We start from the raw sequence: 25,967 nt of genomic DNA, 5'->3' as shown, positions 1-25,967 counted from the left end.
AGGGGGCGCTTGTGGTCCGGCGGGCGCCCCCGCCCCCGCCGAGTCGGCGCCTGCCGCGACCGGTGGGGGGGGGCCCGGCCGGGGCGCCCCCCCCCCCACCCGTCACGCCGCCAGGGACACCGACCACCGGGGGGACCCGCCATGTCCGACACCGCCCGCGCCGCACTCGCCGACGCCCGCGTGTACCTCTGCACCGACGCCCGCCGGCGCCAGGGCGACCTCGCCGAGTTCCTGGACGCGGTCCTGGCCGGCGGTGTCGACATCGTGCAGCTGCGTGACAAGGGCATGGAGGCCGCCGAGGAGCTGGCCCATCTGGAGGTCTTCGCCGAGGCCTGCGCCCGGCACGGCAAGCTGCTGGCGGTCAACGACCGCGCGGACGTCGCCCATGCGGCCCGCGCCGACGTGCTGCACCTCGGCCAGGGCGACCTGCCGGTGCCCGCGGCCCGCGCCATCCTCGGCGACGGCGTCCTGATCGGCCGCTCCACGCACGCCGAGTCCGAGGCCGCCGCGGCCGCCGTCCAGGACGGTGTGGACTACTTCTGCACCGGACCCTGCTGGCCCACCCCGACCAAGCCCGGCCGGCACGCGCCCGGCCTGGACCTGGTCCGCTACACGGCCGGCCTCGGCACCGACCGCCCCTGGTTCGCCATCGGCGGCATCGACCTCGGCAACCTGGACCAGGTGCTGGACGCCGGCGCCCGCCGGGTGGTCGTGGTCCGCGCGATCACCGAGGCCGACGACCCGGGTGCCGCCGCGGCGGAGTTCGCCAAGCGGCTGCGGCAGCTCTGAGGGGCATCTGAGGGGTGTCCGCGGGGCGGCTGTCCGGATTTCTGTCCGGATTTCTGTCCAAGGGGTGGACAGAAGGACGGCAAATCAGGCAAATTTGCGAGATCCGGTTGGGTGACCGCCCACCCCTGGCTAACCTGCCCGTATGGCCCTCGGAACCGCATCCACCAGGACTGATCGCGCCCGCACGATCCGCGACATCCTGGCCACCGGCAAGACGACGTACTCGTTCGAGTTCTCTGCGCCGAAGACCCCCAAGGGCGAGCGGAACCTGTGGAGCGCGCTCCGGCGGGTCGAGGCGGTCGCGCCCGACTTCGTCTCCGTGACCTACGGCGCCGGCGGCTCCACCCGCGCGGGCACGGTCAAGGAGACCCAGCAGATCGTCGCCGACACCACGCTCACCCCGGTCGCCCACCTCACCGCGGTCGACCACTCCATCGCCGAGCTGCGCAACATCATCGGCCAGTACGCGGACGCCGGCATCCGCAACATGCTCGCCGTGCGCGGCGACCCGCCCGGCGACCCCATGGGCGAGTGGATCGCGCATCCCCAGGGCCTGACCTACGCGGCCGAACTCGTCCGGCTCATCAAGGAGTCGGGCGACTTCTGCGTGGGCGTCGCCGCGTTCCCGGAGATGCACCCGCGCTCCGCCGACTGGGACACCGACGTCGCCCACTTCGTGGACAAGTGCCGCGCGGGTGCCGACTACGCCATCACCCAGATGTTCTTCCAGCCGGAGTCCTACCTGCGGCTGCGCGACCGGGTGGCGGCCGCCGGCTGCGACACCCCGGTCATCCCGGAGATCCTGCCGGTCACCAGCGTGAAGATGCTGGAACGGTTGCCGAAACTCAGCAACGCGCACTTCCCGGATGCCCTGAAAGAGCGGATCCTCACAGCGAAGGACGATCCGGCGGCGGTACGCTCCATCGGTATCGAGTTCGCCACGGAGTTCTGCGCACGGCTGCTGGCCGAGGGAGTGCCCGGACTGCACTTCATCACGCTCAACAACTCCACGGCGACCCTGGAAATCTACGAGAACCTGGGCCTGCACCACCCTCCGCAGGCCTAGACCGGCCACACCGCCGTACGACACACTGCGGAACGGCCACTGGGAGAGGGGCGTACATGGGCTGGACGGTCCTCTACATCGCGTTCGGCGTCGTCGCACTGTGGTTGTTGGGCGAGGTGCTGCTTCAGTACAAGGCGCGGCTGCGCTGGCGGCTGCTCGCCTTCGCCGGCTTCCTCGGTGTCGTGCTGGGTGTGCTCATCCCGTCCGTCATCGTGATCGGCCTCGGCGCGATCGCCTTCGCGGTCGGCCAGACCTACGTCACGCTGTCGTTCCGCCGCGGCTTCGCGGCGGGCTGGGCGGTCAAGCGGCCCGAGGCGGAGTCCGGCGGCGGCAGCAAGCGCCGCCGCGGCCGGGCGGACCGGCAGGAGGCGCCCGTGGCGGGCACCGGGCCGGAGCCCGCCGCCGACGAGCCGGGCCCGGACCAGGACGCCTACGGCACCCCGCAGGGGGGCTACGAGGACTACGACCGCGACGACGTCTTCACCCCCGCCCAGCCGCTCCCGCACGCCGCCGCCGAGACCACCACCGTCTACGAGCCGCAGCCGCTGCCCGAGGACACCGGCAACTACGGCGTCTACAGCGACACCGCCTACTCGAACCCCACCCAGCCCCAGGCCAGCGAGCAGCAGGCGTACGCCTACGACTACTCGGCCTACGGCACCCAGGGGTACGGCTACGACTCCGGCGGCCAGCAGCAGGGCTACGCCAACTACTCCGACCCGTACATCGGCAGCCAGTCCTACGGCGGCGGCGCCTACGACACCGGCTACCAGCAGCAGGGCTACGCCCAGGACCCGTACGCGGGCGGCGGGTACTCCGAGACCCCGCCCGGCGGGGTGTGGGTGCCGCAGCAGCGCACCGACGAGACCCACGGCGGCGAACTCCCGCAGGAGCAGCCGTACCCGTACCACGGCCAGCCGCAGCCGGGCGCCGAGTACGGCGAGCAGTACCGCTTCTGAGGCCCCGCGGCCCGCTCACTGCGAGCCGCGGAACTCCGGGCCCTCCACGATCAGCCCCGCCACCAGCGCGCCCGACATGCCCGCGTGCGCGAGCCCGCCGCCGGGGTGGGACCAGCCGCCCGCCCGGTAGAGACCGGGCAGCCGGGTGGTGTTCGCCGGGTGCAGGAAACGTCCCTGGCCGGCGGCGAGGGCGGGAGCGGGCACCGCCCCGAGGGAAGCGCCCGTCTCCTCGGCGGTGTGGGCCGGGGTGCGCACCTCCTGCCACAGCACCCGGTCCGGCAGCCCCGGGACCGCCGCCCGCGCGGCCTCCAGTACCAGGTCCGTGTACCGGCGGACGGTGTCCGGCCGGTCCCAGCCGGCGTCGGCCGGCACCACCGCGGACAGCACCACCGACTCGTGCGCGTCGTCCGGTCTGAGCGCGGGGTCGTCGGGGCGCAGCACCGTCACCGTGGGACACCGGGGCAGATCACCGCCCGGAGAGACCAGGAAGTCCAGCTCCGCCTCCTCGTCCGGGGCGTGGACCACCGTGCGGTGCACGGCGTCCGCCTCCCGGCCGCCGCGCAGGGCCAGCGACACGGTGAACCGCCCGGGCCGGAACGCGTCGGCGGCGGCCCGCACATCGCCCTCGGCGTCCAGCGGATGCCCGGTCAGCGCCGCCAGCCGCGCCGGATGCACATCGGCCACGACCTGGTCCGCCTCCGCCACCGACCCGTCGCCCAGCTCCACGCCGGCCGCGCGGCCGTCCTTCTCCACGATCCGGGTGACCTCGGCGCCGAAGACGAACTCCACCCGCCGCGCCAGACACCGCTCGTACACCGCGCGCGCCAACTCCCGGATCCCGCCGCGCACATACCAGGTGCCGAAGGCGTGCTCCATGTACGGCAGCACCGCCGCGCTCGCCGGGGCGCTCCGCGGATCGAGGCCGTACCCGAGCACCTGGCTGTACAGCAGGGCTCCCAGCCGCTCGTCGCGCAGCTCCCAGGCGGCGATCTCGGCCGGTGTGCTCGCCCGGCGGGTGCGCAGCAGCCGCTTGTGCGGGACGGCCGGGTACGGCTCCTTCGCGGCCAGCACCTGCCAGTCGGGCCACAGCGGCTCCTCCAGCAGCGGGCGGCGGGTGCGGTCCCAGGCCTCGCGGGCGCGGATCAGGAAGTCGCCCCAGCGCTTGCCCGCACCCGCGCCGAGCGCCTCCTCCAGCGCCGCGACGACGCCCCCGCGCGAGGCGTTCGGCAACCGGACCTCGGTGCCGTCCGCGAAGAGGTGCCGCGAGGACGGGTCGACCTGGACCAGTTCGACGCAGTCCTCCAGCGGCTCCCGGCCGGTCTTGACGAACAGGTCGCGGTAGACGGCGGGCAGGGTCAGCAGCCCCGGGCCGGTGTCGAAGGCGAATCCGTCGCGCTCCAGCCGGCGCACCGCGCCGCCGTACGTCTCCGTACGCTCGTACACCGCCACCCGGTGGCCCGCGACGGCCAGCCGGGCAGCGGCCGCCATCGCGCCCATCCCGGCGCCGATCACCGCAATCCGTGCCATGCCTGCGACTTTATCGACCCGCACCGACCATCCGGTCCGCGGGCCGGGGTGCGGGCTTCTGAGTACCCGTACCTAGACCGCGAGATGAGTACCCGCGCGGATGGGCCGGGGCCCGCGCGGGCGACACAGTGGAGGCACGGCAAGGGGCGCGGCCCGGCACCGCCGGCACGGGGCGGCGGAACGGCGCCCGCCACCTGGCCGCTCCTTCCGCCGATCCGTCGGCGGAAGCGAGACGGGGGACCCGGGGACGACCACCCACGGGGGACAACGGGGACACCGTGCGGGGGAGCACGGTGCGGTACGGGGAGCGGGAGGCGCCGGTCCGGTGACGGGCCGGCGCCTCCCCGCGTCCGCCCGTCCGCCGTCACCCCTCGCGCTGCTCGCCCGCCGGCTCAGGCCCGCCCGCTGACCCGGCCCTGGAGCAGCCGGGACAGCGCCGCGTGCACATCGTCCAGGGAGCGCTCCGGCTGGAAGGACTTCCAGTCCAGCGCCGCCACCAGCACCATGCCGACCAGCGCGGCCGCCGTCAGCGGGATGTCGATCTCGTCGCTGAACTCGCCGCCCGCCACGCCCTCGCGCAGCACGCCCTCGACCACCGCGACGGCCTCCTGCCGGACCACCATCAGCGTGGACTGCCAGGCGCGGTTGGTGCGCCACAGCTCGGCCACGTAGAGCTGGGTGAAGGCCGGGTAGCGGTCGATGAAGACCAGCCCCGCGCGGACCATCGCGTCCAGCGCGTCCACCTTGCTGCCGCCCTGGGCGGCCGTCCGCTCCGCCGCCTCCTGGAGCGAGGCGGTGAGCAGGCCCACTCCGTGCCGCAGCAGCTCCTCGAAGAGGACCGACTTGCTCGCGAAGTTGTAGTAGACCGTGCCCTTCGCGACCCCGGCCCGCTCGGCGATCTCGTCCACCGTGGTGGCGGAGAAGCCCTGCTCGGCGATGAGCGTGACGGCCGCCTCGTAGAGCTTCTGCCGGGTGGCCTCGCGGCGTGTACTCCCGCCCGACCTGGCGCTGCTGCTTTCCATGGGCCAGATTCTCACAGGTACGCGCGTGTGCGGTGCGCTCCCGGGGGTCACAGGCTCAGCTCCGGGTGCAGCCGGTCCAGCGTCCACACCTGGCGGCGCCGGGCCGCGAGCGCGGTGAGCGCGAGGGCGCCCGCGGTGAACGCGGTGAGCACCGCGCACGCCTGCCACACCGGGCCGAGCCCGCCGCCCGTGATCAGCCGGCGCAGCGCCGACACGACGTAGCTCATCGGCAGGTACGGGTGGATCGCGGAGAAGAAGCCGGGGCTGGTCTGCACCGGGTAGGTGCCGCCCGCCGAGGTCAGCTGGAGCATCAGCAGCGCGAGGACGAGGATCCGGCCGGCCGCGCCGAAGCGGGCGTTCAGCCACTGCACGATCGCCGCGAAGCACGCGCTGACCAGGAACAGGAAGCCGACCGTGCCGCCCGCCCGCTGCATGTCCAGCCCGACCGCCCAGTGCAGCACGGCCATCAGGGCCGCCACCTGGAGCACGCCCACGGCGACCACCGGCAGCCAGCCGGCGAGCGCGATCCGCCAGGCCGGCGCACCGGCCGCGAGCGCACGCCGGTTGAGCGGCGCGATCAGCATGTAGGCCACCATCGCGCCGACCCACAGGGACAGCGGGATGAAGTACGGGGCGAACCCGGTGCCGTAGTTCGGCGCCCGGTGCAGGTCGTGGGAGGCCAGCTGGACGGGGTCGGCCATCACGCCGGTGCGCTTGTCCCGGTCCTGCCGGTCGTAGTCGGGGATCTTCCTGGCGCCGGAGTGCAGCCCGCCGGCCAGCTTTCCGGAGCCGTCGGAGAGCTTGTACAGGCCGCCGTTCAGGGTCTCGGCGCCCGACTTCGCCGTACCGATGCCCGTGTCCAGCGCGGTGGCGCCGGTCTGGGCGGTGCCGAGCCCGGTGTGCAGCTTCTTGGCGCCGGCGGCCACCTTCTGGGCACCGGCGTTCAGCTTGTCGATCTTCTTGACGGCGTCGCCGACGTCCTCGGCCAGGTGCGGTGCGCGCTCCTGGAGGGCCTCGGCCTGCTTCTGGAGGGTGGCGAGGTTGGCCCGCATGGTCGTCAGGTCGCCGTTCTGGTCGGCGATGAGGGTGTTGAGGTCGTCGGCGACGCCGGCCACATCGGTGGCGGCGGTCCTGGCCTTCTTCAGCTCCGGGCAGGCGGGGTCGGGCACGGTCGCGGTCTCGCAGCGGGCCGTGTAGACGTCGCTCAGGACCTTCGCCGAGGCATGCGCGGCCTTGGCGGCGCCGGGTGCGGCCTTCACCAGCGTGTCGAGGTTGTCCTTGACGGTCTTGGCGGAGTCGGCGACCAGCCGGGCGGTGTCCCCGATGGTCTTGCCGTTGTCGTTCAGGAACGGGCCCGCCTTGGCGTAGACGCCGTCGACCTTGTCGGCGAGGGCCTGGGTGCCGTCGGCGACCTGCTGCGAGCCGTCCTCGAGGTCGCCGGCGCCGGTGTTGAGCTTCTTCAGGCCCTTGAGCAGCTTTCCGCTGCCGGTCTTGGCGTCCTTCAGCCCGTCGGCGAGGTCCTTGGAGCCCTTCTCCGCCTTGCCGATGCCGGTGTCGAGCTTGTCGGCGCCCTCGGCCGCCGTGACCGTGCGGTCGTGGATGGTGGAGAAGGAGACGAAGATCCGGTCCAGGAAGGCCCGGGAGGACTTGGTCGACGCGGCCGTGCGGATCTCGCTGAAGACCGAGCGGGAGATCTGGCCGACGATGTAGTTGTTGGCGTCGTTGGTGCGCACCTGGAGGGCACCGGCCACCGGGGTGTCGCCCGAGCTGGACGCGATCCGCCTGCTGAAGTCGCGGGGCATGGTCAGCGACAGGTAGTAGGTGCCGTCCTCGACGCCCTTGCGGGCCTCCGCGTCGCTCACCCGGTGCCACTCGAAGGTCCGGCTGTGGCGGAGTCCGGCGACGATGTCGTCGCCCGCGGTGATCTTCCTGCCGTCCGCGGTGGCGCCCTTGTCGTCGTTCACCAGGGCCACCGGGATGCGGTCGAGCCGGCCGTAGGGGTCCCAGAAGGAGCACAGGTACAGGGCGCCGTAGAGCAGCGGCAGCACGAGCAGCGCGATGAGGGCGGCGCGCGGCAGCCGGCCGCGGCCGAAGCGCCTCAGCTCAAGCGCGGCCAGCCTCGGTGAGCGCATCACCGGCGTCCTCCTTCCGCTCGGTGTGCGGCTCGGTGTCCTGGTGCACGGTGCCGGCCGGCTCGGTGTCCTCGTCGGGGGTGGCGGCCGGTTCGGTGTCTTCGTCGGGGGCGCCGGTCGGCTCGGTGTCCTTGCCGGTGGTGCCGGTGGTGCCGGCGCTGCCGGTCGGCACGGTGATGCAGTCCTCGGGGGCCGTCCGGCACACGGCGGCCACCGTCGTCCCCGCGCGCGTGAGGGACCGCAGCAGGTCCCAGACCTCGGCGCGCTCGGCGTCCGAGAGCTTCGTCTCGATGTCGTCCACCCCGAGCAGCCGCGGCCGGCCGAGCAGGGCCAGTGCGATGGACAGCCGCAGCTCCTGGAGCCGCTCCAGGTCGCGTACGGCCGTCCGGGAGCCCTTGGGCAGTTCTTCCAGGTCGAGCCCGGCGGCGGCCAGGGCCGCGTCGATCCGCAGCCTCGCCTCGTGCGTGCGCTGGGGGCGGGGCCGCAGCAGCTCGCGCAGCGAGTCGCCGAACCGGCGCTGGAGCAGGGCCCGCTCGCGCAGGTGCTCCCCGACGGTCAGCGCGGGCTCCAGGTCCGTCACCCCGGCCACCCCGGCGACCGCGCTGATCCGGCGCAGCGCGGCCATCTGCCGGGGAAGTTTGGCCCCGCCGACGATGGCCACTCCCTCGGTGGGCTTCATCCGCCCGGTGAGTGCGAGCAGCAGACACGTACGGCCGGAGCCGGACGGTCCCTCGATGGCGATCAGCGAGCCGGGCTCCGCGGTGAAGGTGATGCCGCGGAAGGCCCACCCCCGCGGCCCCTTCAGCCCGAGGCCCTCGGCCGTGACGTCGACGCCGTCCACAAGCCCCCCTGCCTGGTTCCCGTATTTTTGAACTGACTGGTCAGTTCAAAAATACGCCCGAACCTGCGATCGAGGCAAAACCCCAGGTCAGAACGGATTGTCAGTGGCATACCGCACGATGTGCACATACGGCACCCGTGCCGTCACCCAGACGACAGGAGGTTCGTCATGGCCCACTCGTCCGCCGCCGCCCGCCGGCGCGCCGCCACCGGCCCTGCCCCCTCACTGACCGGCCCGGCCAGCGATGTGCACCCCGTGCTCCGCCGCGCCCCGGCCCCGCCCGCCGCCCTCGACCTGCTCGCCCAGGCCCGCGCCGGCCTGACCGAGGCGGCGCGCCTGGACCCGCCGAACGAGCGCTACGCCACCGCCCACCTCGCCGCCCTGCGCACCGCCGCCGCCGTGCTCGCCGCCCGCGGCCGCCCCGAGACCTCCCCGCGCCGCCGCGCCCGGATCCGCAGCGCCTGGGAGGTGCTGCCCGAGATCGCCCCCGAGCTGACCGAGTGGAGCGCGCTGTTCGCCTCCGGCGCCGCCCGCCGGGCCCGCGCCGAGGCCGGCATCCGGGGCGCCGCGAGCCGGCGGGACGCCGACGACCTGATACGGGACGTGGCGATGTTCCTGCGCATCGTCGAGCGGCTGCTCGTCCTCCAGCCCGTCCTGCCCCAGCCCCGCCAGGACACCGGCGAGCCGCCCGGCCCGGGCACCCCGGCGGGGACGCGGAGCGACCTTCCGGACGCGGGCTGACCACCGGCTCGTCCGCCCGGCGAGACGGACACCGCCGCCACCCCGCGCGATGAGGGGCCGGGGCGCCGAAGGCAATAGGGTGGGGTTGCCTGAAGCCGTCCAGCCCCGCGAGGAGTCAACTGCCGTGTCGGACCCGATGCGCCCGCCCGTCTCCCACCACCACGCGCAACGGGAGTCGCTGCGCTCCGGCACCCCTCGGTCCCGTGCCTCGCTCCGTACCGCCGTGGTGTGGGAGGTCCTCCAGGACGCCCTCGACGGCCGGGTCAAGGCCACCGGCCGGGAGTCGCTGGACGTCCTCGACACCGGGGGCGGCAGCGGCAACTTCGCCGTGCCCCTCGCCCGGCTCGGCCACCGTGTCACCGTGGTCGACCCCAGCCCCAACGCGCTCTTCGCGCTGGAGCGCCGCGCCGCCGAGGCCGGTGTCGCGGACCGGGTCACGGGCGTGCAGGGCGACGCCCACGGCCTGTTCGACGTGGTCGAGCGCGGCGGCTACGACGTCGTGCTGTGCCACGGTGTCCTGGAGTACGTCGACGACCCGGCCGAGGGCGTGCGCAACGCGGTCGCCGCGCTGCGCCCCGAGGGTGTCCTCAGTCTGCTCGCCGCGGGCCTCGGCGGCGCGGTGCTCGCCCGCGCCCTCGCCGGCCACTTCACCGAGGCCCGGCGGGCGCTCCAGGACCCCGAGGGCCGCTGGGGCACCGGCGACCCGATGCCCCGCCGGTTCACCGCCGAGCAGCTCACCGCGCTGGTCGAGGACGCGGGCCTCACGGTCGGCGCGGTGCACGGCGTGCGGGTCTTCGCCGACCTGGTGCCCGGCGTCCTGGTGGACACCGAGCCCGGTGCCCTGGACGCGCTGCTCCAGCTGGAGGCCGCGGCGGCCGAGTTGCCCGCCTTCCGCTCCGTGGCCACCCAGCTCCATGTGCTCGGCGAGACGCCGGGTGGCGCGGAGGCCTGAACGCATCGCCGGTGCGCCTCCCGTACCCGGCGCTGATCAGGGGCTCGGCAGCGGATGGAGTACGCCACAAGCCCCCCGAACGAGCGGTTTGCGCCGTATGATCGAGGTACACCACCCGGCATGACGGGTCGGCCGCCGGGGAATGGAAGCCTCAGCGAGCCGGATGGCCACCACGCACCGTGGTTGGTCAATTGGCGTAGAGGGGCGGGTTTCACGGGGGCGATTCCCTGCCTATCCTGAAGGGACCCCCCGGGTCGCCCCGGCGACTGCACGATGAGGAGGACTCCGTGCCGCTCTCGGAGCACGAGCAGCGCATGCTCGAGCAGATGGAGCGAGCGCTGTACGCCGAAGATCCCAAGTTCGCGTCAGCGCTTGAGGGAAGCGGGCTGCGTACGTACACCCGGCGGCGGGTCTACCAGGCGGTCGCGGGCTTCCTCGTGGGTATCGCGCTCCTCATGACCGGAATGGTCATGCAGCTGATCTGGGTCAGCGTGGTGGGTTTCCTCGTCATGCTGGGCTGTGCCGTGCTCGCCGTCACCGGCTGGCGCAAGGCGCCGAAGCCGGGTGAGCACCCGGTGGGCGCCGTGCGCCGTCAGGCCCGGCCGAAGCGCTCCATGATGGACCGGATCGAGCAGCGCTGGCAGCGTCGCCGGGACGAACACGGCCGCTAGCGGTCACACGGCCCGTACAGAGACTCCGTGAGGGGCGACCACCACTCGGTGGCCGCCCCTCACGCATGTGCCGGCGCCCTCGCGCCCCCGTGCTAGCCCCGCTGTTCGGAGGCCCTGCGCAGGGCCGGGCGGGGCATGCGGAGGCTGGAGCGCAGGGCCGACCAGCGGGCGGATGCCGCCCACAGCAGCCGGGCCGACGAGCGGGGCAGGAACCGCGCCCGCAGCCGCACCCCCGTGCTCACCGTGGCACGCAGGGCCGCGATCACCCGGCGCACATCCTCCGCCGCCCCGGTCGCCGGACGCGGCCGGGGTGCGTACAGCACCTGCTCCACCGCGCCCGCCAGCCGGTGCACCGCGTCCCCGGACGCCGGGTCCAGGCGGCCCAGCCGGACGATCCGCTCGGCGGCCCGGCGCGGGGTCAGCGACTCGTCCGGAGCGATGCCGTGGTCCCAGGCGCTGTCCGTCAGCTCCTGCCAGGCCGCCAGGGTGTGGGCCGCCGCCCCCTCCTCGGTCCGCGCGTGCCCGCCGAGCCGCGCGGAGCGCACCCGCGCCCGCCACAGCATCGGCGACAGCGGCACCGCCAGGACCAGCAGTGCGGCCAGCCCGATCAGCAGCGGCCACCAGGGGCCCGTACCGCTGTCGCCGCCGGCCGGAGCCGCCGCGGCCGAGGCGCTGGAGCAGGCGTCCAGCTTCTTGAGCTGACCGGTGCAGCTCTCGCTCGGCGAGGCCGCCGCCGAGGGCGCCGAGGAGGCGTTCCGGGACGGCAGGGCCGGGTCCGGCAGCGAGGTTCCGGGGCTGCTCGACTGGGTGTACGACGGCATGGTGCCGCGGGTGGGGGTGGGCTCGAAGCGGGTCCAGCCCACACCCTCGAAGTACAGCTCGGGCCAGGCGTGCGCGTCCTTCAGATTGACCGCGACCGTGCCGTCGGCCTGCGGGGTGCCGGGCGCGAAGCCCACCGCGACCCGGGCCGGGATGCCCAGGGTGCGGGCCATCGCCGCCATCGCGAAGGAGAAGTGGACGCAGAAGCCCTCCTTCTTCTTCAGGAAGTTGGCGATCGCGTTCGGCCCGCGGCCGACCGCCACCTGGGTGTCGTACTGGAAGCCGCCGCTGACCGCGAAGTAGTCCTGGAGCTTGACCGCTTCCTCGTAGTGGTTCGCCGCGCCCGCGGTGACCTGCTGGGCGGTGCGGGCCACCACCTGCGGCAGCGACGCCGGCACCTTGGCGTACTCGCGCTCCAGGGCCGCCGGCGGCTCCGGCGCGGAGGCCAGCTGCTGGGCCGTCGGCCGCACGTCCAGGCTGGTCACCTGGTAGTGCGCGCTGCGGGTGTTCTGGCCGTGGTCGCCGACGAGCGTCATGCCGACCGGCTCGTACCGCCAGTTGCCGTCGATCCGGACCGAGCTGGGCGGGTACGGCATCGGCAGCCAGTCCTGGGCGTACCAGTCCGCCGTCGTGACGTTCGTCCGCACCGTGCTGCGCTTGATGTCCGGGCCCAGCCCGATGGGCGTGGGGAAGGTGTCGGGTACGCCGACGATGCGCCGCTGGGCCGGCTTCCAGGTGGTGCCGTCGAAGTCGTCCAGCGAGACGATCCGCAGATACAGGTCCGAGATGTCGTTCGCGCTGGTGCGCACGGACAGCACCTCGCGGTCGTTGTTCGTGTTCAGGCTGTCGCGCAGGGACACCAGGGGGTTGACCGCGGAGATGGTGCCGCCGGCGCCGCCGTCCCCGCCCACCCCGGTGCCGGCGGCGGCCAGCAGGCCGCCCTGCATGCCGGGCAGGGCGAGCGGCACGATCAGCGCCACCCCGAGCGCGACCGCGCCGATCCGGCGTCCGGTGCGCACCGGTGCCACGGCGCCTTCGGGGACGCCCGTGGAGCGGGGGCCGCCGCCGAAGACCCGGCCCCACTGGGCGAGCCGCTCCCGGCTCTCCGCGAGCAGCAGCATCAGGTAGCCGCCCGCCGCCACCAGGAACCACAGCCAGTCGGCGCCCCCGTCGGACAGGCCCGCGGCCACCGAGTACAGGGCGAGCAGCGGCAGCCCGGCCGGAGCCGCGCTGCGGAAGGTCACCGCGAGGCTGTCCACCAGCAGACCGATCAGCAGCACCCCGCCGATCAGCATCAGCCGGATGCCGTCGGTGAGCGGTGCCGGTATCGCGTACTGGTTGACGTCCTGCGCGCCCTGCCGGAACAGCTCGGCGAAGAACCGGAAGGTGTCCGGACCCGGGATCAGCCCGAGCAGCGCGTGCCGATGGGCGAAGACCAGGGTCAGCAGGACCAGCGTGGTGAGCGCCTGCGCCGCCACGGTCAGCGGCCGGGCCAGCGGCACCCTCCGGGCCGCGGCGCCCACCCCGGTCTGCACGGCCACCAGCGGGACCAGTTCCAGCAGCCAGGTCGGCCGGTCCACCAGGGGCAGCAGCGCGGTCGACGCCATCAGCGTGGCCGCGGCGGCGAACAGGGACAGTCGTGCCCGCCCGCTCATCGAGACGCCTCCCCGCTCAGGGCGGCCAGGCCGGAGCGTTCCCGCTCGGCCTGCCGCCACAGGTCGTCCAGCGCGGCACCGCGCGGCACGCTCAGCGCCGTCCAGCCCGCCTCGCGCAGCAGGCGCAGCCGCTCGCCGTGCCGGTCGCCCGGGCGCGGCACATCGGTCGGCTCCCGCACCCAGGTGTCCGGGTCCAGCACGAAGGCGACGGCACCGCCGCTGCGCCGGCTCATCTTGGCGGCGGTCGCCGCCTGTCCCTCGTCCAGGTCGCCGAAGAAGGCGATCAGCAGGCCCTCGTGGCCGCCGCGCAGCACGTCGTACGCCCGGGACAGGCCGGTGCCGTCGGAGTGGTCGATCACCGCGAGGGTGTCCATCATCAGCCCGGCCGCGTCCGCGGTCTCCGGGCCGCTGCCCGCGAACCCGTCGGCGCCCTCGCCGGGCACCACGCTGCCGCTGTCCGTCAGCAGCCGTACCGAGAAGCCGCGTTCCAGCATGTGCACCAGCACCGAGGCGGCACCGGAGACGGCCCACTCGAAGGCCGAGTCGGGGCCCGCGCCCGCGTAGGCGCCGCCCCGGGTGTCGAGCAGCACGGTGCAGCGGGCGCGCCGGGGCTGCTCCTCGCGGCGCACCATCAGCTCGCCGTAGCGCGCGGTGGACCGCCAGTGCACCCGGCGCAGGTCGTCGCCGTAGCGGTAGCCGCGCGGGATCACGTCGTCCTCGCCGGCCAGGGCCAGCGCGCGCTGCCGCCCGTCGCCGTACCCCTGGGCCTCGCCGCCGAACCGGACCGGGGCCAGCGGCGCCACGTGCGGGACGACCGTCAGCGTGTCGAACGCCGAGAAGGAACGGGTCAGTTCGCACATCCCGAACGGGTCCGTCAGCCGCAGCTGGAGCGGGCCCAGCGGATAGCGGCCGCGCAGATCGGAGCGGACCCGGTAGGAGACCTCGCGGCGGCCGCCCGGCTCCACCCGGTCCAGCACGAAGCGCGGGCGTGGTCCGAGGACGTAGGGCACCCGGTCCTGGAGCATCAGCAGACCGGTGGGCAGCCGGGAGACGTTGTCCACCCGCAGATGCACCCGGGCCTCGCTGCCGGCGGGTACGCGCGCGGGGGACAGACGGCGGGTGCCGGCCACCTGGTAGCGGGTGCGGTACAGCACGGTCGTGCAGATCAGCGGCAGCGCGGCGAGCAGCAGACCGACCCGCAGCAGATCGCTCTGGCCCAGCACATAGGCGCAAGAAGCGGCGGCGATCCCGGCCGCCAGGAAGGAGCGGCCGCGGGTGGTGAGGCCCGCCAGGGCCGTCCGGACCCCGCCCGCCTCCCCGCGGTCCGGCTCGGCCGGGCCGGTCCCCCCGGCGCTCATCACAGACTCCGCGGGGGCTGCTGGGGATAGTCCGGCAGGTTCCGGCCGAGCACGCCGAACGCGTTCTGCTGTCCGGGGGTCGCGGGCACCGGCGTGTGCTGGAGGATCTCCAGGACGACCTGCTCGGCCGTACGGCGGTTCAGCTGGGCCTGGGCGGTGGGCAGCAGCCGGTGGGCGAGGACGGCGACGGCCAGCGCCTGGACGTCGTCCGGCAGCGCGAACTCCCGGCCGGCCAGGGCCGCGGATGCCTTCGCGGCGCGCAGCAGGTGCAGGGTCGCGCGCGGGGAGGCACCGAGTCTCAGGTCGGGGTGGGTGCGGGTGGCGGCGACCAGCTCCACCGCGTACCGCCGGACGGCCTCGGAGACGTGGACCTCGCGCACCGCCTCGATCAGCTTCGCGATCTCGTGCGCGTGCGCCACCGGCTGGAGGTCCTCCAGGGGGCTCACCCCGCCGTGCACGTCCAGCATCTGGAGCTCGGCCTCGATGCTCGGATAGCCGACGGAGACCCGGGCCATGAAGCGGTCGCGCTGTGCCTCGGGCAGCGGGTAGGTGCCCTCCATCTCGACCGGGTTCTGCGTGGCGACCACCATGAAGGGCGTGGGCAGTTCGTAGCTGTGCCCGTCGATGGTGACCTGCCGCTCCTCCATGGACTCCAGCAGCGCGGACTGGGTCTTGGGGGAGGCGCGGTTGATCTCGTCGCCGATCACGATCTGGGCGAAGATGGCGCCCGGCTTGAACTCGAAGTCCCGGCGCTGCTGGTCCCAGATGGACACCCCGGTGATGTCCGAGGGCAGCAGGTCGGGCGTGAACTGGATGCGCCGCACCGAGCAGTCGATGGACCGCGCCAGCGTCTTGGCGAGCATCGTCTTGCCCACCCCGGGGACGTCCTCGATCAGCAGGTGGCCCTCGGCGAGCAGCACGGTCAGCGCGAGCCGTACGACCTCGGGCTTGCCCTCGATCACGCTCTCCACCGAACCGCGCACCCGTTCCACCGTGGCGGTCAGATCAGTGAGGCTCGCTCGATCGTCATAGGTCGTCACCCGGCCCTCCTCGGCCCTTTTTCCGGGCCGGCACGCTCGGTGCGCAGCCGGCTCACCCCGAAACACGGACACCACGCGGAAAAGGTTCCGCGTGCCGTCCCACCCGCATTCTTGCCGCCGTTACCGATTCGTGTCACTCGCCTGTGGACAACTGCCCGCACGATGTCGGTCTTACGACTTTTCGACCGCGTCGTCGACGCGGTCGCCGCAGGGATGCCTCGGGGTGGCCCGCCGGTGCGGCCCGTCTCAGGCCGGGTCGACCTCGCGCAGCAGACCGGTGCGCACGTCGAAGACGAAGCCGCGCACATCGTCGGTGTGCAGCAGGAACGGCGAGGTGCGCACCCGCTGCATGGACTGGCGCACATCCTGGTCGACGTCGCGGAAGGCCTCCACCGCCCACGCCGGGCGCTGGCCGACCTCCATCTCCAGGTCGTGCCGGAACTCCTCGGTGATGGCCTCCATGCCGCATCCGGTGTGGTGGATGAGCACGATGCTGCGGGTGCCGAGCGCCCGCTGGCTGATCGTGAGGGAGCGGATCACGTCGTCGGTGACCACACCGCCGGCGTTGCGGATGGTGTGGCAGTCGCCGAGCTGGAGGCCGAGCGCGGCGTGCAGGTCGAGACGGGCGTCCATACAGGCCACGACCGCGACCTTGAGGACGGGCCGGGCGTCCATGCCGGGGTCGGTGAACTCTGCGGCGTACCGCTGGTTGGACTCCACCAGGCGGTCGGTGACACGGCGCTCGCCGGATATGGCGCCTTCGGATCCAGTGGGAACTGCTGCGGAAGTCGTCATACTCATGCACGTTACTGGTCGCCGACGGCCACGGCGCGCTGTGAGAGCGGACAAAGAACGCCATCATGGCTTGTTGTGGGCTACCCCACACGGAGGGCAAACCCGACCCGGACGGGTGAATCCGTTCGAACCGCGGTTCCGGCCGGGCGCCGGTGCGCGACGCGCAGGCCGGTTGATTGACCGCGAGACAGGGTGGACTAAAGTGACGCGAAGCGGGAGGCGTGGCTCTCCCTGCTGGTGAAAACCCCGGAGACCCGGCACCCGCCCGGACGTCTCCCCACGTGCGCGGCGCGTACGTACGGCTCGGCCTCCTCCCGCTCCCGGTCGGCTGACGCTTCCGGCGCCGGCGGACCGGACCGTCACGAGCTGGCGGGGACCCGGCGGTGCGTACGGCCCGCGCCGGATCCTGAGAGGCCCCCTTGAGCCAGAGTCGACACGTCCCGGTGATGCTCCAGCGGTGCCTGGACCTGCTGGCGCCCGCCCTGGAGCGCCCGGGAGCCGTGGTCGTCGACTGCACCCTCGGCCTCGGCGGCCACAGCGAGGCGCTGCTGACCCGGTTCCCCGAGGCCCGGCTGATCGGCCTGGACCGGGACAAGGAGGCACTGCGGCTGTCCGGCGAGCGGCTGGCGCCCTTCGGCGAGCGGGCCACCCTGGTGCACGCCGTGTACGACGAGCTGCCCGACGTGCTCCACCGGCTCGGCCTCGCGCGCGTGCAGGGCGTGCTCTTCGACCTCGGTGTCTCCTCCATGCAGCTGGACGAGGCCGACCGCGGCTTCGCCTACGCCCAGGACGCGCCGCTGGACATGCGCATGGACCAGACGACCGGCATCAGCGCCGCCGAGGTCCTCAACACCTATCCGGCGGGCGAGCTGGTGCGCATCCTGCGCGCGTACGGCGAGGAGAAGCAGGCCAAGCGGATCGTGGCCGCGATCGTCCGGGAGCGCGAGAAGGAGCCGTTCAGCAACAGCGCCCGGCTCGTGGAGCTGATCCGGGACGCCCTGCCGCAGGCCGCCAAGCGCACCGGCGGCAACCCGGCCAAGCGCACCTTCCAGGCGCTGCGCATCGAGGTCAACGGCGAGCTGTCCGTGCTGGAGCGGGCGATCCCGGCCGCCGTGAAGTCCCTCGCCGTGGGCGGACGGGTCGCCGTGCTGTCGTACCACTCGCTGGAGGACCGGCTGGTCAAGCAGGTCTTCGCGGCCGGTGCCGCGACCACCGCGCCGCCCGGGCTGCCCGTCGTACCCGAGCGGTACCAGCCGCGGCTCAAGCTGCTCACCCGCGGTGCCGAACTTCCCACCGAGGAGGAGATCGCCGAGAACCGCCGGGCCGCACCGGCCAGGCTGCGCGGTGCCGAGCGCATCAGGGAGGACGTCGAGTGAGGCCGGGTAAGCCGCCGGAGGGCCAGTGAACAGGAAACCCCAGCCGAGCAGGAAACCGGGGAAGAGGCCGGAGTTGCGGGGGAGGGCCGCGCGGCTCGCCCGGCTCCTGCCGGCCGGCCGCGCCCGGGCCGCCCGTACGCCGTTCGTCCTGCTCGTCGTCCTGCTGCTCGGCGGCGGCCTCATCGGGCTGCTGGTGCTGAACTCCGCGCTCAGCGCGGGCTCGTTCAGAATGAGCGACTTGCAGAAGCAGACGAAGAGCCTCACCGACGAGGAACAGGCCCTGCAACGGGACATCGACGCCTACTCCGCGCCCGACGCGCTCCAGCGCCGGGCCCGCCAACTCGGCATGGTCCCCGGCGGCGACCCGGCCTTCCTCAACCCCGACGGCACGGTCCGGGGCGTGCCCAGCCCCGCCTCGGCCGAGCCCGCCGCCCTCACCGCCCCGCTCGCCCCGGACCCCCTGACCCCGGCCGTCGGCCTCCCCGCCACCCCGGCCGCACCCGCCACGGCCCCGGCCACCCCCGCGAGCAGCCCCACCCCCACGGCCGCCCCCACAGCCGCGCCCCTCTCCGCCCCGGCCGCCCCGGCGGCCACCCCCCAGCCCGCCTCCACCCCGACCCCCGGCAGGTGACGGAAGTGTCCGACAGGGAACCGCCGCGCCGCCGTGTGCCCGGGCCCGCCAAGCCTCCCCGGTCGGGGAGTGCCGTGCGGCGGCAGGCCGGGCCCGGTGCCCGGCCGGCGCGCCGCCCGGGCGGTGCCCGGCCGCCGGCCCCGCGCCCGCTGAAGCTCGGCAGCCCCCGGCCCCGGCTGCGCATGGTCAGCCTCGCGCTGACGCTGGTGCTGATCGCCTTCGTCGTACGGCTGTTGCAGGTGCAGGCCGTGGATGCCAGTGCGTACGCCGCGCGGGCCGAGCAGAACCGGTATGTCGTGCATACGCTGACCGCCGAGCGCGGCGGGATCACCGACCGCAACGGCGTGGCCCTCGCCGTCAGCGAGGACGCCTACGACATCACCGCCGACCCGACGATGTTCACCAGGAAGCAGCTGAAGATCGGCGACGGCCCGGAACAGGCCGCCGCGCTGCTCGCGCCCATCCTCGGCCAGGACCAGGCCGCGCTCGTGAAGAAGCTGCGGCCGGCGAACCGGAACTCCCGGTACGCCAAGCTCGCCGCCCGGCGGACCCCGCAGGTCTGGAAGCAGATCAAGGACCTGAAGGCGGCGCTCGCCAAGAAGGCGGAGACGGACAAGAACACCGCCAACGTGCTCGCCGGCGTCTTCGCCGACCCCAGCAGCCAGCGCGTGTACCCCAACGGCGACCTCGCCGCCGGGATACTGGGCTGGGTCAACGCCGACGGCCGCGGCGGCGGCGGTGTCGAGCAGGCGCTGGACAAGGAGCTGACCGGGAAGAACGGCACGCTCCGGTACGCCCAGTCGGGCGGGCGGGAGGTGCCGACCGTGGGCTCCACGGAGACGCCCGCCGTACCCGGCAGCGACGTCGAGCTGACCATCGACCGCGACATCCAGTGGGCCGCGCAGAACGCCATCACCGAGCAGGTGCAGAAGTCCCGGGCCGACCGGGGCTATGTCATCGTCCAGGACACCCGCACCGGGCAGATCCTGGCCATGGCCAACTCGCCCGGCTTCGACCCCAACGACCTGTCGAAGGCCGACGCGGAGGCCATGGGCAACGCGGCCGTCCAGGACGCCTACGAGCCCGGCTCCACCGCCAAGGTGATGTCCATGGCGGCCGTGATCCAGGAGAACGCGGCCACCCCGCTCACCCATGTCGTCGTACCCAACCGGCTGCACCGCGGCGACCGTCTCTTCCAGGACGACGTCGACCACGGCACCTGGTACCTCACGCTCAACGGCGTGCTCGCCAAGTCCAGCAACATCGGCACCATCCTCGCCACCGGCCAGCTCGGCAGGACCCAGCCGGAGGCCAACCGGGTCCTGTACTCCTATCTGCGCAAGTTCGGCATCGGCAGCTACACCGGACTCGGCTTCCCCGGCGAGACCCCGGGCATCCTCGCGCCGTACCAGAAGTGGTCCACCTCGCAGCAGTACACGATCCCCTTCGGCCAGGGGTTCTCCATCAACGCCCTGCAAGCCGCCTCCGTGTACTCGACCATCGCCAACGGCGGGGTGCGGATCCAGCCGACGCTGGTGCGCGGCACCAAGGGGGCCGACGGACGCTTCACGCCCGCGCCCAAGCCCAAGGAGACCCGGGTCGTCAGCGCCCGAACCGCCAGGGCCGTGGCCCAGATGCTGGAGTCCGTGGTGGACGACGAGCAGGGCACCGGCATCAAGGCCCGCATCCCGGGGTACCGCGTGGCCGGTAAGACCGGCACGGCCAACCGCGTGGATCCGGCCACCGGCAGGTACCGCGGCTACACCTCGTCCTTCGCCGGTTTCGCGCCCGCCGACAACCCCCGGATCACCGTGTACTGCGCCATCCAGAACGCCACCTCCGGCAGCTACTTCGGCGGCCAGATCTGCGGCCCCGTCTACAAGCAGGTGATGGAGTTCGCGCTGAAGACCCTCCAGGTCCCGCCGACCGGGGCACCCCCCGCCAACCTGCCCGTCGACTACAAGCCCTGACCAGTTTTGACCACCCCTGATCAGCCCGAACAGCACCGGAAGACCAGGAACGCACCTGTGACAACGATCACCCCTCACCCTGGGAACCACGACGGCCCGGAGTCCTCACTTCGCCCCGGAGCGGGTACGCCCGGTACGCTCACCGCCGTGCCACACGCTGATCAGTCCCAAACCACCCAGAAGGGCGCTTCCGTGACATATCCGGGACCGCCGCGACCGGTTCAGGTCTCCGCCACACCCCTCGCGGAACTGGCCGATCAGCTGGGTGCCGCCGCTCCGGACACCGCCGCCGAGGTCACGGGGATCACCCACGACTCGCGCGCCGTCCGCCCGGGCGACCTGTACGCCGCCCTCCCCGGCGCCCGTCTGCACGGCGCCGACTTCGTCACCCAGGCCGCCGGTCTCGGCGCGGTCGCCGTGCTCACCGACCCGACGGGCGCCGAGCGCGCCGCGGCGAGCGGACTGCCGGTCCTGGTCGTCGACGACCCGCGCGCGCGGATGGGCGAGCTGGCAGCGACGATCTACGGCCGCCCCGGCCGGGACCTGCTCCAGATCGGCATCACCGGCACCTCCGGCAAGACCACCACCGCCTACCTGGTCGAGGGCGGACTCAGGACCGCGAAGTCCACCGGTCTCGTCGGCACCGTCGAGATGCGCATCGGCGACGAGCGCATCAAGTCCGAGCGCACCACCCCCGAAGCCACCGACCTCCAGGCCCTGTTCGCCGTCATGCGCGAACGCGGGGTGGAGGCCGTCGCCATGGAGGTCTCCAGCCACGCGCTGGTGCTCGGCCGGGTCGACGGCTGCGTCTTCGACATCGCCGTCTTCACCAACCTCAGCCCGGAACACATGGAGTTCCACTCCGACATGGAGGACTACTTCCGGGCCAAGGCGCAGCTGTTCACGCCGGAGCGCAGTCGGCTCGGCGTGGTCAACGCCGACGACGAGTACGGCCGCCGGCTGGCCGAGGAGGCCACGGTCCCCGTGGTCACCTTCTCCGCCGAGGGCCACCCCGACGCCGACTGGCGGGCCGAGCACGTCCAGGTCGGCCCCATGGACTCGACGTTCACCGTCGTCGGCCCGAACGGCGAGCGCGTCCACGCCCGGTCGCCGCTGGCGGGCCCCTTCAACGTGGCGAACACCCTCGCCGCCATCGTCGCCCTCGCCGCGGCCGGCCTCGACCCGCAGGCCGCCGCCGACGGCATCGCCGCCGTACCCGGCGTCCCCGGCCGCCTGGAGCGCGTCGACGCCGGGCAGCCCTACCTCGCGGTCGTGGACTACGCCCACAAGACCGACGCGGTCGAGTCGGTGCTCAAGGCGCTGCGCAAGGTCACCAAGGGCCGGCTGCACATCGTCCTCGGCTGCGGCGGCGACCGCGACCAGACCAAGCGGGCCCCGATGGGCGCCGCCGCGGCCCGGCTCGCCGACACGGCCGTACTGACCTCCGACAACCCCCGCTCCGAGGACCCCCTCGCGATCCTCGCGACCATGCTCCAGGGCGCGGCCTCCGTGCCCGCGCACGAGCGCGGCGAGGTGCTCCTCTTCGAGGACCGGGCCGCCGCGATCACCGCCGTCGTGGGCCGTGCCCAGGCCGGTGACACCGTGCTGGTCGCGGGCAAGGGTCACGAGCAGGGCCAGGACATCGCCGGCGTGGTCCGTCCCTTCGACGACCGCCAGGTGCTTCGCGAAGCTATCCAGAAGACCCAGGGATGAACTTGTGATCGCCCTCTCCCTCGCCGAGATCGCAGCAGTCGTCGGCGGGCAGACGCACGACATACCGGATCCGTCCGCAGCCGTCACCGGGCCGGTGGTCCGGGACTCCCGCGAGGTGGTGCCGGGCAGCCTGTTCGCCGCCTTCGTCGGCGAGCGGGTGGACGGCCACGACTACGCGTCGCAGGTCATCGAGGCGGGCGCGGTCGCCGTACTGGCGTCGCGCCCGGTCGGCGTGCCCGCGATCGTCGTGGACGACGTCCAGACCGCCCTCGGCGCCCTCGCCCGGCACGTCGTACGCCGGCTCGGCGCGACCCTCGTCGCCCTGACCGGCTCGGCGGGCAAGACCAGCACCAAGGACCTGATCGCCCAGGTGCTGCGGCGCAAGGCGCCGACGGTGTTCACGCCCGGCTCCCTCAACAACGAGATCGGGCTGCCGCTGACCGCGCTGACCGCCACCGAGGAGACCCGGTTCCTCGTGCTGGAGATGGGTGCCCGCGGCATCGGCCACATCCGCTACCTCACCGGCCTCACCCCGCCCAAGATCGGCCTGGTGCTCAACGTCGGCAGCGCCCACATCGGCGAGTTCGGCGGCCGCGAGCAGATCGCCCAGGCCAAGGGCGAACTCGTGGAGGCGCTGCCCGAGGACGGCACGGCGATCCTCAACGCCGACGACCCGCTGGTCCGGGCCATGGCGTCCCGTACCAAGGCGAAGGTGCTCCTTTTCGGAGAGTCGGCCGAAGCGGACGTACGCGCCGAGAACGTACGACTCACGGACAGCGGACAGCCCTCCTTCAGGCTTCACACACCCTCCGGTGCAAGCGATGTGACCATGCGCCTGTACGGTGAGCACCACGTGTCGAACGCGCTCGCCGCGGCCGCCGTCGCCCATGAGCTGGGCATGTCCGCGGAAGAGATCGCCACCGCGCTCTCCGAGGCGGGCTCCCTCTCCCGCTGGCGCATGGAGGTCACCGAGCGCCCGGACGGCGTGACCATCGTCAACGACGCCTACAACGCCAACCCCGAGTCCATGCGGGCCGCCCTCAGGGCGCTCGCGGCCATGGGCAGGGGGCGGCGCACCTGGGCGGTGCTCGGCAAGATGGCCGAGCTGGGGGACGAGGCGCTCGCCGAGCACGACGCCGTCGGACGGCTCGCCGTCCGGCTCAACGTCAGCAAGCTCGTCGCCGTCGGGGGGAATGAGGCCTCCTGGCTGCAACTGGGCGCATATAACGAGGGTTCGTGGGGTGAGGAGTCGGTGCACGTGTCCGACGCACAGGCGGCGATCGACCTGTTGCGCAGCGAGTTGCGCCCGGGGGACGTCGTGCTCGTGAAGGCGTCCCGTTCGGTGGGGCTCGAGAGCGTTGCCCAGGCGCTCATCGAGACCGGTGCCCAGGGTGAGGTTGCCGCCCGATGATGAACCAGATCCTGTTCTCGGGCGTCATCGGTCTCTTCCTGACGCTGGTCGGCACCCCGCTGCTGATCAAACTGCTCGCGCGCAAGGGCTACGGCCAGTACATCCGTGACGACGGCCCGCGCGAGCACGCCAGCAAGCGCGGTACGCCGACCATGGGCGGTATCGCGTTCATCCTGGCGACGGTCGCCGCCTACTTCCTGTCCAAGGTGATCACCGGCAAGCCGCCGACGTTCTCCGGTGTGCTGGTGCTCGGCCTGATGGTCGGCATGGGCCTGGTCGGCTTCCTGGACGACTACATCAAGATCGTCAAGCGGCGTTCGCTGGGTCTGCGGGCCAAGGCGAAGATGGCCGGCCAGCTGATCGTCGGCATCGCCTTCGCCGTGCTGTCGCTGATGTTCTCCGACGCGCGCGGCAACACCCCCGCCTCCACCAAGCTGTCGTTCATCACCGACTTCGGCTGGTCGATCGGCCCGGTGCTGTTCGTGATCTGGGCGCTGTTCATGATCCTCGCGATGTCGAACGGCGTGAACCTCACCGACGGTCTGGACGGTCTCGCCACCGGCGCCTCCGTGCTCGTCTTCGGCGCCTACACGTTCATCGGCGTCTGGCAGTACCAGGAGTCCTGCGCCAACGCGATGACGCTGACCAACCCGCACGCCTGCTACGAGGTGCGCGACCCGCTCGACCTCGCCGTGGTCGCCTCCGCCCTGATGGGCGCCTGCCTGGGCTTCCTGTGGTGGAACACCTCGCCGGCGAAGATCTTCATGGGTGACACCGGCTCGCTCGCCCTCGGCGGTGTCCTCACCGGCCTGGCCATCCTCTCCCGCACGGAGCTGCTGGTGGCCATCATGGGCGGTCTGTTCGTCCTGATCACCATGTCGGTCGTCATCCAGGTCGGCTCCTTCCGGCTCACCGGGAAGCGCGTCTTCCGGATGGCACCGCTCCAGCACCACTTCGAACTCAAGGGCTGGTCCGAGGTCCTGGTGGTGGTCCGGTTCTGGATCATCCAGGGCATCTGTGTGATCGTCGGACTTGGTCTCTTCTATGCAGGATGGGCAGCGGAAAAGTGACCTCCAGCTCGGAGCTCTTCCAGGGCAAGCACATCACCGTCGCCGGACTCGGTGTCTCCGGCGTCCCGGCGGCGAAGGTGCTGCACGCGCGTGGTGCGGTCGTCACGGTCGTCAACGACGGCGACGACGCACGCGCGCGCGAGCAGGCCGCGGAGCTGGAGGCGCTCGGCATCACCGTGCGCCTCGGCGACGGGGCGACCCTGCCGGAGGGCACCGAGCTGATCGTCACCGCGCCCGGCTGGAAGCCCGACAAGCCGCTGTTCCAGGCGGCCGCGCAGGCCGGTGTGCCGGTCTGGGGCGATGTCGAGCTGGCCTGGCGGCTGCGCGGCCCCGACGCGGCCCCCTGGCTCGCGGTCACCGGCACCAACGGCAAGACCACGACCGTGCAGATGCTCGCCTCCATCCTGACGGCGGCGGGCCTGCGCACGGCCGCCGTCGGCAACATCGGTGTCTCCCTGCTGGACGCCGTCCTCGGCGAGGAGCGCTACGACGTCCTCGCCGTCGAGCTGTCCAGCTACCAGCTGCACTGGGCGCCCTCCCTGCGCGCCCACTCCGCCGCCGTCCTCAACCTCGCGCCCGACCACCTCGACTGGCACGGCTCCATGGAGGCCTACGCCGCCGACAAGGGCCGCATCTACGAGGGCAACACCGTCGCCTGCGTCTACAACGTGGCCGACAAGGCCACCGAGGACCTGGTGCGCGAGGCCGACGTCGAAGAGGGCTGCCGCGCCATCGGGTTCACCCTGGGCGCCCCGGCTCCCTCCCAACTCGGCGTCGTGGACGGCATCCTGGTCGACCGCGCCTTCGTGGAGAACCGGCAGAAGAACGCGCAGGAGCTGGCCGAGGTCTCCGACGTCAACCCGCCGGCCCCGCACAACATCGCCAACGCCCTGGCCGCCGCCGCCCTCGCCCGCGCCTTCGGGGTGCCCGCCACGGCCGTACGGGACGGTCTGCGGGCCTTCCGCCCGGACGCCCACCGCATCGCGCACGTCGCCGATCTGGACGGCGTGGCGTACGTGGACGACTCCAAGGCGACCAACACCCATGCCGCGGAAGCGTCGTTGGCGGCATATGAGTCGATCGTATGGATTGCGGGCGGTCTGGCGAAGGGCGCGACCTTCGACGAGCTGGTCGCCGCGTCGGCGAAGCGGCTGCGCGGCGCCGTGCTGATCGGCGCGGACCGGGAGCTGATCCGCGAGGCCCTGGCGCGACACGCCCCGGAGGTCCCCGTGGTGGACCTCGACCGGACCGACACTGGGGCGATGCTCCAGGCGGTGACGGAAGCGAAGCGGCTTGCCCGGCCCGGGGACACGGTGCTCCTTGCCCCGGCCTGCGCCTCCATGGACATGTTCACCAACTACAACCAGCGCGGTGACGCGTTCGCGGCGGCGGTCCGCGAACTCCGCGCCTGACCCCGGCCGCCCGCCGG

General features: G+C 73.1%; 21 protein-coding genes. 13 read left to right on the top strand and 8 right to left on the bottom strand.

The window, feature by feature from the left end:
- Positions 1-141: 141 nt before the first annotated feature.
- The 3 genes from thiE (at position 142) to ACFVIU_RS20030 (ending at position 2,814) form a co-directional block, all read left to right on the top strand.
- A complete protein-coding gene (gene thiE, locus ACFVIU_RS20040) occupies positions 142-789 on the top strand; it encodes a thiamine phosphate synthase (RefSeq protein WP_385843979.1) in 648 nt (215 codons plus the stop codon).
- A gap of 142 nt (positions 790-931) precedes the next feature.
- The gene (gene metF / locus ACFVIU_RS20035; protein ID WP_385843977.1) at positions 932-1,855 is read left to right on the top strand and encodes a methylenetetrahydrofolate reductase [NAD(P)H]; all 924 of its coding nucleotides are present in this window, start codon (positions 932-934) and stop codon (positions 1,853-1,855) included.
- Between the two features lie 56 nt (positions 1,856-1,911).
- Entirely contained in the window at positions 1,912-2,814 is a 903-nt protein-coding gene (locus ACFVIU_RS20030; RefSeq protein ID WP_385843976.1) for a hypothetical protein, read from the top strand.
- Between the two features lie 15 nt (positions 2,815-2,829).
- Here ACFVIU_RS20030 and ACFVIU_RS20025 read toward each other — a convergent pair whose 3' ends face one another.
- The 4 genes from ACFVIU_RS20025 to ACFVIU_RS20010 all read right to left on the bottom strand — a co-directional run bounded on the left by ACFVIU_RS20025 (position 2,830) and on the right by ACFVIU_RS20010 (position 8,336).
- Positions 2,830-4,341 carry a phytoene desaturase family protein gene (locus tag ACFVIU_RS20025; RefSeq protein ID WP_385843975.1) on the bottom strand — a complete coding sequence of 504 codons (1,512 nt, stop codon included), beginning with the start codon at positions 4,339-4,341 and terminating at the stop codon, positions 2,830-2,832.
- Positions 4,342-4,733: 392 nt separating this feature from the next.
- The gene (locus ACFVIU_RS20020) at positions 4,734-5,363 is read right to left on the bottom strand and encodes a TetR/AcrR family transcriptional regulator (RefSeq protein ID WP_385843974.1); all 630 of its coding nucleotides are present in this window, start codon (positions 5,361-5,363) and stop codon (positions 4,734-4,736) included.
- Positions 5,364-5,410: 47 nt separating this feature from the next.
- On the bottom strand, positions 5,411-7,495 hold the full coding sequence (locus tag ACFVIU_RS20015) for a YhgE/Pip family protein (protein ID WP_385843973.1): 2,085 nt from the start codon (positions 7,493-7,495) through the stop codon (positions 5,411-5,413).
- Positions 7,467-8,336 (bottom strand): ATP-binding cassette domain-containing protein, encoded by an 870-nt coding sequence (locus ACFVIU_RS20010; protein ID WP_385843972.1) that lies wholly within the window; start codon positions 8,334-8,336, stop codon positions 7,467-7,469. The genes ACFVIU_RS20015 and ACFVIU_RS20010 overlap by 29 nt, the downstream gene beginning before the upstream one ends.
- Positions 8,337-8,504: 168 nt before the next feature.
- Between ACFVIU_RS20010 and ACFVIU_RS20005 the strand changes: the two genes are divergently transcribed.
- The 3 genes from ACFVIU_RS20005 (at position 8,505) to ACFVIU_RS19995 (ending at position 10,700) form a co-directional block, all read left to right on the top strand.
- Entirely contained in the window at positions 8,505-9,077 is a 573-nt protein-coding gene (locus tag ACFVIU_RS20005; protein WP_385843971.1) for an SAV_6107 family HEPN domain-containing protein, read from the top strand.
- Positions 9,078-9,201: 124 nt separating this feature from the next.
- On the top strand, positions 9,202-10,029 hold the full coding sequence (locus tag ACFVIU_RS20000) for a methyltransferase (RefSeq protein WP_385843969.1): 828 nt from the start codon (positions 9,202-9,204) through the stop codon (positions 10,027-10,029).
- A gap of 287 nt (positions 10,030-10,316) precedes the next feature.
- Positions 10,317-10,700: a DUF3040 domain-containing protein gene (locus ACFVIU_RS19995; protein ID WP_385843968.1), complete on the top strand. Its 384-nt coding sequence runs from the start codon at positions 10,317-10,319 to the stop codon at positions 10,698-10,700.
- A gap of 92 nt (positions 10,701-10,792) precedes the next feature.
- Here the strand turns inward: ACFVIU_RS19995 and ACFVIU_RS19990 are convergent, their stop codons facing one another.
- From ACFVIU_RS19990 to ACFVIU_RS19975, 4 genes are all read right to left on the bottom strand, one after another.
- Entirely contained in the window at positions 10,793-13,174 is a 2,382-nt protein-coding gene (locus ACFVIU_RS19990; RefSeq protein WP_385843966.1) for a DUF3488 and DUF4129 domain-containing transglutaminase family protein, read from the bottom strand.
- Positions 13,171-14,532, bottom strand: a complete 1,362-nt coding sequence (locus tag ACFVIU_RS19985; RefSeq protein WP_385843965.1) for a DUF58 domain-containing protein — start codon at positions 14,530-14,532, stop codon at positions 13,171-13,173. Before ACFVIU_RS19985 ends, ACFVIU_RS19990 begins: the two co-directional genes overlap by 4 nt.
- Positions 14,532-15,572: an AAA family ATPase gene (locus tag ACFVIU_RS19980; protein WP_385843964.1), complete on the bottom strand. Its 1,041-nt coding sequence runs from the start codon at positions 15,570-15,572 to the stop codon at positions 14,532-14,534. The genes ACFVIU_RS19985 and ACFVIU_RS19980 overlap by 1 nt, the downstream gene beginning before the upstream one ends.
- Positions 15,573-15,818: 246 nt before the next feature.
- On the bottom strand, positions 15,819-16,367 hold the full coding sequence (locus tag ACFVIU_RS19975; protein ID WP_385843962.1) for a beta-class carbonic anhydrase: 549 nt from the start codon (positions 16,365-16,367) through the stop codon (positions 15,819-15,821).
- A gap of 419 nt (positions 16,368-16,786) precedes the next feature.
- Here ACFVIU_RS19975 and rsmH point away from each other — a divergent pair, with 419 nt between their 5' ends.
- The 7 genes from rsmH (at position 16,787) to murD (ending at position 25,950) form a co-directional block, all read left to right on the top strand.
- Positions 16,787-17,743: a 16S rRNA (cytosine(1402)-N(4))-methyltransferase RsmH gene (gene rsmH / locus ACFVIU_RS19970; protein WP_385843961.1), complete on the top strand. Its 957-nt coding sequence runs from the start codon at positions 16,787-16,789 to the stop codon at positions 17,741-17,743.
- 73 nt (positions 17,744-17,816) lie between these two features.
- Entirely contained in the window at positions 17,817-18,374 is a 558-nt protein-coding gene (locus tag ACFVIU_RS19965) for a septum formation initiator family protein (protein WP_385843960.1), read from the top strand.
- Between the two features lie 5 nt (positions 18,375-18,379).
- Positions 18,380-20,344 carry a peptidoglycan D,D-transpeptidase FtsI family protein gene (locus ACFVIU_RS19960; protein ID WP_385843959.1) on the top strand — a complete coding sequence of 655 codons (1,965 nt, stop codon included), beginning with the start codon at positions 18,380-18,382 and terminating at the stop codon, positions 20,342-20,344.
- Between the two features lie 192 nt (positions 20,345-20,536).
- Positions 20,537-22,057 (top strand): UDP-N-acetylmuramoyl-L-alanyl-D-glutamate--2,6-diaminopimelate ligase, encoded by a 1,521-nt coding sequence (locus tag ACFVIU_RS19955; protein ID WP_385843957.1) that lies wholly within the window; start codon positions 20,537-20,539, stop codon positions 22,055-22,057.
- 4 nt (positions 22,058-22,061) lie between these two features.
- A complete protein-coding gene (gene murF, locus ACFVIU_RS19950) occupies positions 22,062-23,468 on the top strand; it encodes a UDP-N-acetylmuramoyl-tripeptide--D-alanyl-D-alanine ligase (RefSeq protein ID WP_385843956.1) in 1,407 nt (468 codons plus the stop codon).
- Complete coding sequence (gene mraY / locus ACFVIU_RS19945; RefSeq protein ID WP_385843955.1) at positions 23,465-24,538, top strand: phospho-N-acetylmuramoyl-pentapeptide-transferase; 1,074 nt, start codon at positions 23,465-23,467, stop codon at positions 24,536-24,538. The genes murF and mraY overlap by 4 nt, the downstream gene beginning before the upstream one ends.
- Entirely contained in the window at positions 24,520-25,950 is a 1,431-nt protein-coding gene (gene murD, locus ACFVIU_RS19940; protein WP_385843954.1) for a UDP-N-acetylmuramoyl-L-alanine--D-glutamate ligase, read from the top strand. Before mraY ends, murD begins: the two co-directional genes overlap by 19 nt.
- Positions 25,951-25,967: the final 17 nt, after the last annotated feature.

It is taken from the genome of Streptomyces sp. NPDC127190 (assembly GCF_042672505.1).
Lineage (GTDB): Bacteria > Actinomycetota > Actinomycetes > Streptomycetales > Streptomycetaceae > Streptomyces.
This window is presented reverse-complemented; position numbering and strand designations above follow the sequence as displayed.